This window comes from Cyclobacterium sp. L-R (assembly GCF_056859355.1).
Genome location: NZ_JBSXOH010000096.1, coordinates 14,263 through 29,641, shown reverse-complemented (window position 1 = coordinate 29,641; position 15,379 = coordinate 14,263). Strand labels below are relative to the sequence as shown.

13 protein-coding genes are annotated in these 15,379 nt (G+C 37.8%); all 13 read left to right on the top strand.

Translation table 11 applies throughout. From position 1 onward, the window contains the following. The first annotated feature begins 27 nt into the window (after positions 1-27). The 13 genes from AC13EX_RS21425 to AC13EX_RS21365 all read left to right on the top strand — a co-directional run bounded on the left by AC13EX_RS21425 (position 28) and on the right by AC13EX_RS21365 (position 14,596). Entirely contained in the window at positions 28-1,611 is a 1,584-nt protein-coding gene (locus AC13EX_RS21425; protein WP_482894279.1) for a SusD/RagB family nutrient-binding outer membrane lipoprotein, read from the top strand. A gap of 388 nt (positions 1,612-1,999) precedes the next feature. Beyond that, positions 2,000-5,554, top strand: a complete 3,555-nt coding sequence (locus AC13EX_RS21420; protein ID WP_482894278.1) for a PAS domain-containing protein — start codon at positions 2,000-2,002, stop codon at positions 5,552-5,554. A 32-nt stretch (positions 5,555-5,586) separates the two neighbouring features. Next, positions 5,587-6,054 carry a DinB family protein gene (locus AC13EX_RS21415; protein WP_482894277.1) on the top strand — a complete coding sequence of 156 codons (468 nt, stop codon included), beginning with the start codon at positions 5,587-5,589 and terminating at the stop codon, positions 6,052-6,054. A gap of 466 nt (positions 6,055-6,520) precedes the next feature. After that, on the top strand, positions 6,521-6,739 hold the full coding sequence (locus AC13EX_RS21410) for a hypothetical protein (protein ID WP_482894276.1): 219 nt from the start codon (positions 6,521-6,523) through the stop codon (positions 6,737-6,739). Continuing rightward, on the top strand, positions 6,739-7,044 hold the full coding sequence (locus AC13EX_RS21405) for a type II toxin-antitoxin system RelE/ParE family toxin (RefSeq protein ID WP_482894275.1): 306 nt from the start codon (positions 6,739-6,741) through the stop codon (positions 7,042-7,044). The genes AC13EX_RS21410 and AC13EX_RS21405 overlap by 1 nt, the downstream gene beginning before the upstream one ends. Positions 7,045-7,492: 448 nt before the next feature. Next, entirely contained in the window at positions 7,493-8,521 is a 1,029-nt protein-coding gene (locus tag AC13EX_RS21400) for a toll/interleukin-1 receptor domain-containing protein (RefSeq protein ID WP_482894274.1), read from the top strand. Between the two features lie 198 nt (positions 8,522-8,719). Continuing rightward, the gene (locus AC13EX_RS21395) at positions 8,720-8,947 is read left to right on the top strand and encodes a hypothetical protein (RefSeq protein WP_482894273.1); all 228 of its coding nucleotides are present in this window, start codon (positions 8,720-8,722) and stop codon (positions 8,945-8,947) included. A 131-nt stretch (positions 8,948-9,078) separates the two neighbouring features. Next, positions 9,079-9,735, top strand: a complete 657-nt coding sequence (locus tag AC13EX_RS21390; RefSeq protein ID WP_482894272.1) for a PQLLE family protein — start codon at positions 9,079-9,081, stop codon at positions 9,733-9,735. Positions 9,736-9,744: 9 nt separating this feature from the next. Beyond that, a complete protein-coding gene (locus AC13EX_RS21385) occupies positions 9,745-9,894 on the top strand; it encodes a hypothetical protein (protein WP_482894271.1) in 150 nt (49 codons plus the stop codon). A 71-nt stretch (positions 9,895-9,965) separates the two neighbouring features. Beyond that, positions 9,966-11,075 (top strand): Fic family protein, encoded by a 1,110-nt coding sequence (locus tag AC13EX_RS21380; protein ID WP_482894270.1) that lies wholly within the window; start codon positions 9,966-9,968, stop codon positions 11,073-11,075. A gap of 486 nt (positions 11,076-11,561) precedes the next feature. Beyond that, a complete protein-coding gene (locus AC13EX_RS21375; protein ID WP_482894269.1) occupies positions 11,562-11,813 on the top strand; it encodes a type II toxin-antitoxin system ParD family antitoxin in 252 nt (83 codons plus the stop codon). Further along, the gene (locus tag AC13EX_RS21370; protein ID WP_482894268.1) at positions 11,806-12,105 is read left to right on the top strand and encodes a type II toxin-antitoxin system RelE/ParE family toxin; all 300 of its coding nucleotides are present in this window, start codon (positions 11,806-11,808) and stop codon (positions 12,103-12,105) included. The genes AC13EX_RS21375 and AC13EX_RS21370 overlap by 8 nt, the downstream gene beginning before the upstream one ends. A gap of 1,048 nt (positions 12,106-13,153) precedes the next feature. Further along, a complete protein-coding gene (locus tag AC13EX_RS21365; protein WP_482894267.1) occupies positions 13,154-14,596 on the top strand; it encodes an ATP-binding protein in 1,443 nt (480 codons plus the stop codon). Positions 14,597-15,379: the final 783 nt, after the last annotated feature.

The following is a 15,379-nucleotide window of genomic DNA, read 5'->3' as shown; positions in this document are numbered from 1 at the left end:
TTAATGTCAATAATAGACCGAATTATCATGAAAAATAATCTGTTAAATAGCGCACTATTATTTTGTCTCTTGATCCTGGCGTCTTGCGACCAAGGCTTTGAGGAACTCAATAAGGATCCAAATGCAGTAACTGCCGAACAATTCAATCCCTCCTTTTTGCTGACCACTGCACAACTGCGCTCAGCACATGGAGACCATAACACAAGTTTGTATTATGGAACCTGCTTTGTACAGCAAATGGCTTCTTTGAGTAATGTGGGGATTTTTGACTACCACGGAGACAAGTACGTTTACCATAAAGGAAACAACGAACAACTTTGGAATGCTACTTATGGTAGTGCTTCAGAGTCTCGCCCAGCCAAGCTAATCGAAGACATACTCGTGCAAACGGAGGGAGATCCGGATTTCAACAACCTACACCAAATGGCTAGGATCTGGAGAACCATCATCTACCATAGGTTGACGGATATGTATGGAGACATTCCTTATTTTGAGTCGAGCAGGGGATATTATGAGCAAATCTTCAAGCCCAAATACGATGCTCAAAAGGAGATCTATTTGGATATGTTAAGTGAACTTGAAGATGCGGTGAGTAAGTTGGATGCTTCCAAGGAGAATTTCGCAGCAGCCGATATTGCCTATGATGGAGACATTGCCAAATGGAAGAAATTAGGCAATTCCATGATGCTAAGATTGGGAATGCGTCTTTCAAAAGTAGAGCCATCTACCTCTGAAGCCTGGGTTAAAAAAGCGGTAGCGGGTGGAGTATTTACCGACAATGAAGACAATCTATTTATCAGTGGCACAGATGCTACTGGCACCTCGGCGGCCCTTGCCAATGGCATGAGCTGGACGATAAGTGTGGGTACAAGAAGCCCGGGTAAAATAGCCGCGACTTTCTTTAACTATCTAAGTGACCACAATGATCCAAGGCTGAAATATACCGTGGCGGTTTACACAGATCCTACGGATGTGAGTACAAAAAATACCGATCCATCCGTCCAAAAAGGCTTGCCTAATGGATTGGACAGGCAAACCCTGGAAGCTGATCCTAGCTACAATCCAAATAGCCCTGGTCAGGAACACCAATATTCCGGTGTAAACAGGTCCGTATATGCCAAGCTAGATGGGCCCAGGATGTTTATCACCTATGCGGAAGTGCAATACATGATGGCAGAAGCTGCTGTTCGTGGCTGGATCAGCGGAGATGCTGCCAGCTATTATGAAAGTGGTGTGGCTGGAGCCATGAAAATGCTGAATCAATATGATGCCTCAGCAGTTATCACGGATCAGGAAATCGCTGAATACCTTCAAGCGCATCCATTTGTAGGAGCTGCAAATACCGCGGCCGCATTAGAGCAAATCAATACGCAGTATTGGGCAGCTACTTTCTTGAATGGCTATGAAGCCTTTTCCAACGTCAGAAGATCCGGCTACCCGGTATTGACGCCTATCAACTATCCTGACAATGAAACAGGAGGGCTTTTCCCTGGTAGGTTAAGGTATCCAGACAATGAGCCTGTACTGAATGCAGAGAACTACAATGCTGCAGTAAGTAGACAAGGAGCCGACAATTATATAACCAAAGTATGGTGGGATGTAGCCAATTAAAACCAAGACAATAAGGACTTATTGTCCCTACTCAATTATCACCAAGTGAAGGCCGCCAAGAGTAAATCTTGGTGGCTTTTTTTATGAAGAGTCCTAGGTAGACTTTCCTACCCACTGCTTATGAAACTTTAAACCAATAATGAATAAACACAAGGTTGTGCTGGTTTGAGAAATAACGACCTATTTTTACAAACATTTTCACATTTTTCACGGTTATCATTGATATATTAGTGGTTCCAATGCAATTTTTATCTTAAATACCTAATTTGCCAAAAAAAGCAAGTTGTAGGAACGAGGGTGATTAATCTTAATACACGCAACTTCCTTCCTAAAAAATAGCTATAAAAAATGCTATTCGTATTTTTTAAACAGTGAAAACAGCTAATTGATGGAAACAAATTACCTCAAACAAGAACTTTACGAACTCATAAAATCAGATGAGCGAATTTTTGATTTCATTCAGGAATCTTGTCTGGATGGCATGTGGTATTGGGATTTGGAAAATCCCGAAGAAGAATGGATGAATGCTAAATTTTGGGATGTTTTAGGGTATGACCCCAGTGAAATGCCACACAAAACTTCCGCTTGGAGAGATATTATTCATCCTGAGGATTTAAAAATTGTTACGGAAAGGATTACTCAACATTTCGAAAACCCGGATTACCCTTACGATCAAACTGTGCGTTACACCCATAAAAATGGGTCTACAGTGTGGATTAGGTGTCGTGGTTTAGCCATTAGAGATAAACATGGCAAACCACTAAGAATGTTGGGAGCTCACCAAAATATTACAGAATTTAAAAACAGCGAATTAAAGTTTCAAAAGAGTACTGCTCTACTTCGTAATGCTCAACAAGTCTCTAAGATAGGGAGTTGGGAACTTGATCTAAAAACCAATGAGGTAGTCTGGACAGAGGAGCTATATGAAATGTATGGCTTTGATCCTTCGCTACCCCCTCCTCCTTATACCGAACACATGAAGTTATTTACTCCGGAAAGCTGGGAGCAACTTACTTCTTCCTTGACCCAAACCAGAGACCATGGTGTTCCATATGAGTTAGAGCTTATAACCACCAAAAAGGATGGAAGTCAAGGTTGGATGTGGGTGCGTGGAGAAGCTATTTACAGTGAAAGCAAGGAGATTATTGGGCTGAGAGGAGTTGCACAGGATATAACAGAAAGGAAGAACATTGAATTGGAAAAAGAAGCACTTACAAAGCGATTGAATTATGCGATGGATGCTTCGGGTGACGGGATCTGGGATTGGACCCCTATGGATGGAGTTACTGTCTTTTCTAAGGCGTGGGTGGAAATGTTGGGGTACAAAGTAGGCGAGCTTGCCTCCTTAGCAAGCGAATGGTCAGACAGATTACACCCTGATGATATAGAATGGGTATTTGCGGATATTAATAAAGTAACGCAAACACCGGAAAACGGGGACACTTTTAGCCATGAATACCGATTTAGGCACAAGGAAGGTAACTATCTATGGATATTGAACAAAGCGAAAGTAGTTGAAAGAAACGAAAATGGAGAAGCGACAAGGGTTGTAGGCACTCATAAAAACATTACGGAACGTAGAAAATTAGATGAAGAGAAGAAGGAAAGTGAATTGCGCTTTTCAGTGGCCATAGAAGGAACGGAAGCAGGTGTATGGGATTGGGACATGATTAACAACAAGGTGGTTTTTTCCAAACAATGGAAAGCCATGCTTGGGTATGAAGACGCAGAAATAGAGAATGCTTTTGAGGGATGGAAAAATCTATGGCATCCTGATGATGCCACTTCAATTGAAAAAGCTGTAGCGGACCATCTGAATGGCATCACCCAAAAATATGAAATAGTACACCGTTGTCTTCATAAAGATGGCAGTTGGCGTTGGATCATGACGCGTGGTAAAATTCTCCGGGATGAAGATGACAAACCTTATCGGTGGATAGGTACCAATGTGGACATTACCGCTCAGAAAAATGCAGAAGAAGAGCAGAAAATAGCCAAGGAACAAGCAGAGACTGCCAGTAAAGCAAAATCTGAGTTTCTAGCTAATATGAGTCACGAAATCCGTACGCCCCTAAATGGGGTAATTGGCTTTACCGATTTACTTACCAAGACTCCCCTTAGCCCTGTTCAGCAGCAATATGTAAACAGTGCCAATGTTTCCGGTCATACGCTTCTTGGCATTATCAACGATATCCTTGATTTTTCTAAGATTGAAGCAGGCATGTTGGAGCTGGAAGAGATTAGAACGGATATGATAGCACTTTTCGAAAATTGCATTGATATCGTTAAATTCTCTGCAGCAGAGAAAGGACTTGAATTGTTAATGGATATTGATCCAGGCATGCCTCGTTTTGCTCATATAGATCCCATTCGTACCCAGCAGATTCTGGCAAACCTTTTAGGCAATGCTGTCAAGTTTACCCAAAAGGGGGAAGTGACCGTTAAAGTGGAGTATTTACCATTAGGTCAGGATCAAGGTACCCTTAAAATAGCTGTAAAAGATACCGGTATTGGCATTAATGAAGAACAAAAAGCCAAGCTTTTCAAATCATTTTCTCAAGCCGACAGTTCCACTACCCGTAAATTTGGAGGTACCGGATTGGGTCTGGTCATTTCGCAAATGATAGCTGAAAAAATGGGAAGCAAAATCCAAATTGATAGTAAACCTAATGTAGGTACTACTTTCTTTTTTGAGATCATAACTCATTTTGAAGAAGGTGAAAAACCGGATCCAACAAAGATTACAGGTGTGAAACGCTGTTTGATTATTGATGACAATGCTTACAACCGCGTTATTTTGCAACAGATGCTTGATCAGTGGCAAATAGAATCAGATACCTGTGAGAATGGATTTCAGGCACTACAAGTGATGGAAAAGGCCTTGCCTTATGATGTAATCATTTGCGATTATAATATGCCCTATATCAATGGCCTGGAAACCATTCGCCTCATGAAGGAAAAACTGAATTTAAATCTGGAAACACATCCGGTGATTCTACTTTATTCCTCCGCTCAGGATGAAATAATCCACCAAAAAAGTATGGAAATTGGGGTTCGTTTTCGCTTGACCAAGCCCGTCAAAAGCCAAGATCTGTTTACTTTTCTCTCCAATCTAAATCAAGATCTAAAAACCGGGCCCAGGCAAGAAGCTGAAGCAAAAAAACCTGCATTAGATTCAAAGGGAAAAATAAAAATCATCATTGCCGAAGACAATGCCTTAAATATGGTGCTTAGCAAAACTTTGCTACGCCAACTAATGCCCAATAGTGAAATTTACGAAGCAGAGGATGGGTTAGTAGCTGTAGAGCAATACAAGAAGCTTAATCCTGATATAGTGTTTATGGACATACAGATGCCTGAGCTGGATGGCATAGGTGCCACCAAGCAGATAAGGATTATAGAAAAGGGTGCCGGTAGACATATTCCAATTATTGCACTTACGGCTGGGGCATTAAAGGAGGAAAAAGTGAAGTGTTTGGAAGCCGGAATGGATGAATTTCTGACCAAACCACTAGAATTCCAAAAAATTGAATGGGTACTGAAGAAATTTTTCCGCCAAGATAAGGAAGCTAATGCAGACATAAATGAGGCCATTGCTACAAATGAAGTTCATTTCGGCTATAGCGAACTTTTGAATAGTCTTGGTGGTGATATCAAGAGTGCGCAACAATTAATCACAATGTGTTTGGGGGATATGCCGGATAAAATATTTCAACTCAACCAAGCCTATGAGGAAGGGGATAGCAAAGCCATAAGCCAAATTGCCCATTCAATTAAGGGGTCAATGCAGGCCATACGCTGTAACCTTTTGGTTGATATTGCTTCCAAAATAGAGCGAGAAACAAATGAAAATTCTCTGAAAATGCTTGGATTACGTTTAGCAGCCTTAAAAGAAGAATGGGAATTCGTGAAGCAATTATTGCTGGAAAAAATAGATGAATAGCCAGCTAAACAGATATCCTTGAAATTGAAAACATGAGGCATTCCGAACTGTTAATTTTGAACTTTACAGAAATAAGGAGAAGAAGCATAATATTGTGGGAAAGTCTTCCTGCCAGCCATTACCAATGGAAACCGGATGAAAAAGCCATGTCGGCAATGGAGATGATTAGGCACGTATTAGAAGCCGATTATGGCTGGAACATCATTATCAATAGGGGGAGCATGGCCAATTATCAAAGCCCTTGGAAAAACCAACCCATGAAAAGTCTTACTGAAGAGCTTGAATTTGCAGAACCCCATAGGCAAGCATTTTTAGAAAGTGTAGGCAAATTTTCTGATAAAGAATTAGATGAAACTCAAATCATTCATCCCGGAAATGGAGAAAAGAAAATCCTCGGAAAATATTTATTGCGGATTGGCTATCATGAATCCGTTCATGCAGGACAATTCCAATCCTATTTGCGGGCGATGAATATCAAGAGACCTGATATCTGGGATTAAAGAAAAATAATATATACACTCAGACCTTGTCCCCTGAGCTTGTCGAAGGGAGTCTAATAGAACCGTAGGATTCTTTTTTTAGGCTGAGTGGAATTGCCTTACTTGGGGGGATGGATTTTTTTAAAAAGGCAGGGAAAGGAGCTTAGGAGCTTATTGCATAAAAATTATAGAAGTGAGGAAAAGCCTAGGCCTAAGTATATGCTGTGTTTTAGGGAGAGAAATGTCCATTTATATCTTTTTTTCAACCATTTTTAATATATTCCATTAATATTTTAGTATTTCCAATGGTTTGTTTGGCCTAAATTGTTAATTTAAGGGGAGAATTTAGGCGGAGGAGTTGGGGGGTAGTTGGTGGATGTAACTCCTTGGGTGGAATTGTTTATATACAAATGTTGGGCTTCATACTGAAAAAGAATCGAACTGAATCATATATTTTGTACATTTGTTTAATTAAAGAGATATTATAATGGATATTCGAACAACAAAACTTGAACTGCTAAAAACAATTTTGGAGACTGAAAACAAAGATTTTATCCAAAGAGTAGCCGACTTTGTGAAAAAAGAAAAAGTTGATTTTTGGGACGAATTGACTCTATCAGAGCAATCTGAAATAAAACAAGGTGTTGAAGAATTAGATAACGGAAAAAGAATTTCATACGAGTCATTCCTAAAGAAAATTTCTTAATGAAAGTATTCTTATCCGAACTTGCCGAATCAAAACTTCTCAAACTATCTGAATATTTACTCGAAGAGTGGAATTTAAAAACTCGTGACAAGTTTATTTCTAAACTAAACGATAAAATCAAACAAATATCAAATCAACCTGATAGTTGTCCAAAATCATCGGAATTTAATAATCTTTATAAATGTGTTGTAACAAAACAAACGACATTTTTCTACAGAATAATAGCTGAGCGAAAAGAAATAGAAATAATTACAATTTTTGACACACGACAAAATCCTGATAAGTTAAAAAAAGACATCGATTAAAAAGTACGAAAGCCCAACAATGGCTATAAGTAATTGCTTGCTCTCGCCTACTTCTGAAAATCCGTGAGGATTTTCAGTTTGGTCTGTACTTGCAAAGTTTCGTGTTATAAACCACGCAACTACTCATAGCCGAGACCGTTAGTGTGCCACGAAGTGGCATTTATCCAGTAGATGTAAATCCTACCAGGGAAATTAACTGTTCACCCTGAAGAATAGCGGACAGTAAATTTCGTGAGTAGTTCGCTGAAGTTCCCTTGGATCAAATTCTCAAGCCGCAATGCGGAAGTGTGAACCCGTTGTAGATTTGATAGGAATAGAATTTCTCTGAATTTAAAAGGCTTCAGATTGATGATGGGGATGCTGATTGTTTAGTTCTTCTTATTATCTTTATAGGTATAAATAAAGTAGGCTGTTAGGCTCTACTCTACTATGCAATCAAAACAAAAAGATGAGCGATAAGAGAAAAACTGTATTTATTTCATATTCTTGGGACAGTCCTGAACATCAAGAATGGGTTTTACAATTGGCAAAAGATTTAATGTCTAAATATGGTTTGAAAGTTATTCTTGACCAATTTGAATTAAGTGCTGGAAATGACTTGACTTATTTTATGGAAAGTTCCATAGAAAAAGCTGATAAGGTATTAGTCATTCTTACCCCAAATTATAAGAACAAGGCGGAAGAACGTAAAAGTGGTGTAGGATATGAAACCTCATTGATTACTAAAGAGATTTTTGATTCAGATATTTTAAAAGTCAAATTTATTCCTGTTTTGAGAAATGGTACACAAGCTTCTTCAACACCAAAATTCTTAAAGTCAAAGCTATATCATCCAATGACAAGCGATAATTTATACTTGAACAAGCTTTTTGATTTATCCAGAATAATTTACGAGAAACCATTGGTTGAAAAACCGGAATTAGGAGATATCCCTGATTTAACAAAAAGCGAGTTAGACCCTATTGTAGAAATAGCTAATTCTGTATTAAGTGAAGAAAAAATTAATAAAGAGATTGATTTTATTTTGGATTCAATTGACGGTGTTCAAATGTTTAAAGAGGAAATTCACGAATTGAATACTCGAATTAAAGAAAAATCGAATTATTATAAAGAGCACACTAAAATACCTTTTACCTACGAAAGCGATGATCGTGAATCTGCAATAATTCAAGCCCTCGGTTATTCTGTAAGTTTTTATTGGAGTGTGGTTTATTCAAATAGTACGAGAGGTTCTAAGGTAGTTGTAAATTATTGGAAAGGAAACTTAAAACTCAATAGCTATGTAGTCTACCTTCCTGGTAAGGAACCTAAAAATGTAAAGGAATTTATTTACTCGTTTGATTTAAATTATGAGAAGGAAATCCTATGGAAATTCAATAGTGAACATTTCCTGACAGACCAAATTATAAAAAGTGCGTTTCTTTTTATAATTGAAGAAATTAAAAAGGAAAAAAGTAAAAAATTTAGAAATAAATAATTGGATACAATAACTAGGCATTTTGAAGATTGGAACCCTTTGGCGGTCTCTTGGCCCTAAACTTGGCCTCACTTTAAAAGCATTTAAAACTTATCCATAAAGCTTTCAATAGGCTTAGGCCTCCCCAATTTTTTGATTTCATAAAAATTTATTATATTCATAGTTATAGCCATAGGATCAATCACTTAGCGATTTGTGATGGGAAGGGATAGGCTTGTAGGCGGTAGGGACGCAAATGTAGGTTGTAGGAAAGGAAATGTAAGCGGTAGGAACACAAATGCAGGTCGTAGGAACAGCCATGTAAGTGGTAGGAATGCAAATGTAGCTCGTAGGAACAGGGATGTAAGCGGTAGGAACACAAATGTAAGTCGTAGGAACAGGGATGTAAGCAGTAGGAATGCAATTGTAGGAAGGGAGATGAGGTGATGTAGTGATGGGGTGAGCTAGTGATGGGGTGATGTAGTGATGTGGTGAGTTGGTGATGGGGTGATCGGGTGAGGGTTTGGTTTTGAATGCGGATTTTCATACTATTTTATAAACCTTTAAATTCAATTTCTATGGCCAGTAAACCCAAATATTCAGAAGCCGGAACTTTAGAGCAGTACAGGATTGCATTGGACAATGTAACCTCCCAATCAAGAATCTCCACGATCATGGCGGAGTTAGGTTATGATGCTGCAAAGATTGAAGAAGGCCGCGCCATTCTTAATGAAACCAGGCAAGCCTACGAACAAAATCAAACCGAAGATGATGAGAAAACAGCAGCCTATGCTGATTTTTCAAGCAAAAAGGAACAGCTGGAGGATATTTTTAGCATGCATCGGAAGAAAGCAAAAGTTATTTTTCGGAAAGATCCCATTACCGCAGAGGAATTGGCCATTTCCGGAGCAAAGCCACGAACCTATATGCGTTGGTTAGAAGCGGTCAAAAAATTCTATGGTATTGCATCAGCAGATACCGTGATTCAGAGCAAGCTCGCTAGGCTCAGGATATCAGTGGATGATTTAAATGTTGCAAAGGCGATGATTTCAGACATAGAAGCGGCGCGTTCTACCTACTTAAAAGAAAAAGGGGAATCACAAGATGCCACTAAAACCAAAGATGCAGCCTTTGCAAGGATAGATGATTGGATGAGCGAGTTCTACGCTGTTGCCCGGATTGGATTAGATGACAATCCCCAGCTATTGGAAGCATTAGGTAAGGTGGTAAGGTAATACAAAGTCATGTCTTGCCCTGTAATCATCAGTAAACGGTTTGATGAAGGTAGTGCTGAAGGTCTGCTGCTTCTTATTATCATTAATGTAGGCTATCAGGCACTACGCTACCCAGCAAGCAAAAGTGAGGACCGTGCAATGAATAAGGAGGGTATTTAATGCAAAATTTGCAACGATTAATTTTGATTTGCGTCGAATAAAAATTATTTTCGTTGCAAATGATGCATTGAATGAAAGCTTTTATACATCAAAAAGAAAATTGGCCGGCATTTACTTGGAATAGTAATGATTTTTTGGATTTACTTAGTGAGGCAAGAAATTTACAAGGCAGACTTATTGGGAAAATGGAAACATTGGGTTTTGATTTGAGAAATGAGGCCCTACTTGATACCTTAACGCTTGATGTATTGAAATCATCTGAAATTGAAGGTGAATTTCTTAACCCAGACCAAGTGCGTTCATCAATTGCTCGAAGATTAGGAATGGAAATCGCGGGTGCAGTTGAATCTGATCGGAATGTTGAAGGAGTTGTTGAAATGATGCTTGACGCAACTCAAAAATGCTTTGACCCTATAACGACAGAAAGACTTTTTGATTGGCATGCTGCTTTATTTCCGACAGGAAGAAGTGGGATGTACAAGATTACTGTAGCAGACTGGAGAAAGGATACTACCGGACCGATGCAGGTTGTATCTGGAGCATTGGGAAAAGAAAAAGTACATTTTCAGGCACCTGACTCTGATTTGGTAGAAAAAGAAATGACTCGATTGATAGATTGGTTTAATAATAGTAAAGTTGATTTGGTTGTTAAAGCTGCTATTGCTCACTTATGGTTTGTGACAATTCATCCCTTTGAAGATGGAATCGGAAGGATAGCAAGAGCACTGACAGATATGCTTTTAGCCCGGTCTGATAAAAGTAACCAACGCTTTTATAGTATGTCAGCTCAGATTCGATTAGAAAGAAAGGGGTATTATGCTATTTTAGAGAAAACACAAAAAGGAGATTTAAATATAACCACATGGATTATCTGGTTTTTAAAATGTTTGATTAATGCTTTAAAAGCAACAGATTCTGTTTTGACAAGGGTGTTGTTTAAGGCAGACTTTTGGCAAAAACACCTTGACACAGTAATAAATGACCGTCAGAAGAAATTGCTGAATAAGCTTATGGACGGATTTGATGGGAAACTTACCTCTTCAAAATGGGCTAAGATTGCAAAATGCTCTAAAGATTCGGCTGTTAGGGATATTAACGATTTAATTGACAAAGGAATCCTACAAAAAGAAGCGGCAGGAGGAAGGAGTACAAATTATGAACTGAAAGGAATGCGGATGTAGTGATCGGATAATGTAGTGATGAAGTGATGTGTTGATGAGGTGAACTAGTGATGCCCTGATTTTTAATTCACTCAGGACCTGCCCTGATTTTTACTCAGGGGCAAAAATGAACAGGTAGAAATTTGGATAACCATAAGCGTTAGTGATTTTGTCAGCATTGTTGCAGAAAAAAGAGCAACAATACCGCCAAAATCGGGTTGTGCTTATTGTTTTGACCAAGGTTTGGTAGCCTTGGCTACAAAAATGTCACCACTATGGGGTTTGGGATTTGTTAGGCTTTACAACATTTATTTCACCCATCCCTGGTAGAAATGACCCTATTAGGACTTAAATTAAAAAAGCAAAATTCAAGCCGATAGGGTGCATGTTTGGTTTATGCGCAAATTCTCAGCTAAGCTTGAGTTTATAAACTTGAGTTTATAAAATTGTTTAGTGTGATTTGGGGGAATTACCAATAATTGGTATTTTAGTGCAAAAATTTAAATTATGAGTAAAAACACCTCAATTTCACTCGGGAATTATTTTGACCAATTTGTGAGTAACCAAGTTGCTGCCGGACGGTATAAAAACGTAAGCGAGGTAATCAGAGCTGGACTTCGTTTATTGGAAAATGAGGAAAGCAAAGAAATTGCCTTAAGAAACGCAATTCAACAAGGACTAAAAAGTCCAATTGTAGAAGACTTTGATTTCGATGAGAATCTTAAAAAACTAAAAGCCGAAAAAAGAAAGAATGGCTAAAGTTGTATTTAGACAAGAAGCCATCGGTGATTTAAATAATATTTGGTTATACACATTCGAGACCTGGTCTGAAACTCAAGCGGACAAGTATTACGCAACGATAAAAATGGTGTGTAAAGGAATCGCTGATAATCCAAATATTGGAAAAGAATATGATGGAATAAATAGAAACCTTCTGGGAATAAAATCCGGAAAGCATATAATCTTCTATCAGATCATTAACCCCGAAAGAATTGAAATTATCAGGATCCTGCACGAAAGAATGGATCTGAAAAATAGAATAGCTGAGTAAAAAAAATACCTATTAGTGATTTTGTCTGCGTTGTTGCAGAAAAAAAAGCAACAATGCCGCCAAAATCGACTCGTGTAGTTCGTTATAACTAAGGCTTGACAGCCTTGGCTACAAAAATGTCACCACTATGGGGTTTTGGGATTGGTTTAATTTTACCGTCGATGGTTGGGGAGTTTCATGTCGGTAATCGTGGTTTTTCTTGAGCGCATAATCTATTAGGTTTTATCGGCCTTCAAAGGTTATGGTTTTTGGAGCAGGGTGGAGGGCGTAAAGAAAATGAGTTAGCTCCCACAAGGAGATCCACTCATTTTTAGTCTGGAACCCTGATTCAAAAATCAAATGATGGCTACGAAAACGACATCTGTTCATTAAACGATTACCCATCATTTGAAATAAGATTTGACAGCTTTGATTTTTTTGGTTCGTTTTTGGATCAAGCCTGCCCTGATTTATAACTCGCTCAGGGCCTGCCCTGATTTATAACTCACTCAGGGCCTGCCCTGAAACGTAGTAACTCAGGGGAAAAAATGAACAGGAAAAGAAAAGGCTAACCATTAGAAAAAGTCAATAAACCATCTCAAAAGGTTAATTTCCCCTATGAATAATATTTTATGATTCTTATAAAAGAGATTCTGTCAGCATCGTTGCAGAAAAAAAAGCAACAATGCCGCCAAAATCGGATTTTGCTTATCATTTTGACCAAAGCTTGACAGCCTTATCTACAAAAATGGTACCCCTATTGGGTTTTTGGGATTCGTTAGGCATCATGGTAGTACGGCCACATAAAGTATTGTTAAGATTTAAAGTGTTAGATGGGACGCTAGGATATTGATTAGTAAGTTAAGGAAACTTAAAGAAGAGGTGAACTTTAAAAATGGAGAAAGAATATTAAACTAACCGTTATGCTTATTTGCGATAAGCTGAGCAATTGTCCAATTAACTATCCATTTACTATGTATTTCTCCTAAAGTTTCATTATTTGTATTAATAGATAGGTTACGATATATTTAAATTTACTATATTGCTGTATTAAGATGAAAATATGGTAATGATGAACCTTATTCCGACAGAAAAGATTATTGAACGTCTTCGATATGAAAATCCATGGTGGATTACCAAAGAGATACCGAGCACCTATAGCTTAATGTCCAGGAGATTATACTTTGATCTCTTTTATCCATTCGTCCTTGAAAGGACCATTAAGAGGGCTTTAGTTCTAATGGGGCCTAGAAGGGTTGGTAAAACTGTAATGTTATTTCATTGTATAGAAAATTTACTGAAAGAAGGAACGAATCCTCATAGATTATTCTTTATCGGGATTGACAATCCAATTTATGTCAATTTAAGCTTGGAGGATGTTTTAACTTTATGTAAAGATTCTTTAAGCCTTGAAAACCTAAACGGTTGTTACGTCTTCTTTGATGAAATACAATACTTGAAAGATTGGGAAAGACATTTAAAAGTATTGGTTGACTCATATCCGGAAATAAAATTTATCGTTTCTGGCTCCGCAGCAGCAGCTTTGAAATGGCACAGTACGGAAAGTGGTGCGGGTAGATTCACTGATTTCTTGTTGCCTCCATTGACATTTCAGGAATATATCCATTTAAAAAAACTAGACCACTTAATGTTTGAAGGGGAGATTCAATATGGATCCAAGGATATAAAGTATTGCTTAACTCATGATCCTAAAGCATTGAATAAAGAATTTGTCCATTATTTAAATTTTGGTGGATATCCAGAGGTTGTGTTATCTGAAAAAACACAAGGTGACATGGGGAGGTATGTGAAAAATGACATTGTAGACAAAGTGCTACTTAGAGATCTTCCAAGCTTGTACGGAATCAAAGATGTTCAGGAGTTAAACAGATTTTTCACCTACATAGCTTATCATACTGGTAATGAATTTTCATATGAGACCATGTCTAGAGAAAGTGGGATTCAAAAGGATACATTAAAAAAATATCTCGAATATTTAGAAGCAGCATTCTTAATTAAGGTATTAAATAAGGTTGGGGTCAATGCGAAAAGATTAAAAAGAATCACAAGCTTCAAAGTATATCTTACCAACCCATCTCTTCGCACGGCTTTATTTTCCCCTATAAGTGAAACAGACCCAGAAATGGGAAACATGGTTGAAACAGCAATTCTTTCACAATGGATGCATCGAGAGCAACTAGATTTAACCTATGCTAGATGGAAAGACGGCAGAAATGAAGGGGAGGTAGATCTTGTTTTGGTAGATGATAAAAACTATAAACCTGTTTGGGGAGTAGAAATTAAATGGAATAACCGATATTTCGATAAACCCCAAGAATTGAAAAGTTTAATTAACTTTTGTGAAGCAAATAGCCTTAAATCTGCCGTTGTCACTTCAATTAATCAAATGGGGATGAAAGAAATACAAGGTTTGAAATTTACTTTTCTTCCCGCTTCGATATATGCATACAATATTGGAGAGATCACACTAAAAATGAAGACCAATAATTAAAAAAAACGAAAGTACACCATCGGACGAGTTCACCATTTTTTTCTTAAAAACAAGTATGGGGCAAGTTGAGAGAATTTTTATTTCTAAGGATTTGGGGTATTAAGGGATGTGGCTTTCTTCTTTTTTATAGTTTACGAAAGTGATTTTGTCAGCATTGTTGCAGAAAAATAGCAACAATACCGCCAAAATCAAGTTTTGTTTACCGTTTTAACCAAGGCTTGACAGCCTTGGCTACAAAAATGGCACCCCTCTGGGGTTGTTGGGATTCGTTAAGTTTTGCCGTCAATATTACCGTAGGGAGTAATGTCCAGCAAAGTGAGTTCTTTGCTAGGTTAAATAGCTAGACTATATGGTTTTAGCTGTATAAGCTTGTTCAATTCTATTTATTTTTTTCGGTCTTATGGAAATTAGTAAAATGGATTGCTCAATGGCGTTAAAAACAAGAAACTGTTTGAGGCCTTTTCGGCCGAGTTTTTTTTGTTTAGACAAGGGAGTGATTCATTTTGCGTTAAGATTTACATATAGCCTTGATTTTTTTGGTTCGTTTTTTCATCAAGGAAAAAATGAACAGGAAAAAAAAAGGGTAACCATTGAAAAAAGTCAATAAACGATCTCAAAAGCTTAATTTCCCCTATGAATTATATTGATTATATTTTATGATTCTGATAAAAGAGATTTTGTCAGCATTGTTGCAGAAAAAGAGCAACAATGCCACCAAAATCGGGTTTTATTAATCGTTTTGACCAAGGCTTGACAGCCTTGGCTACAAAAATATCACCCCTC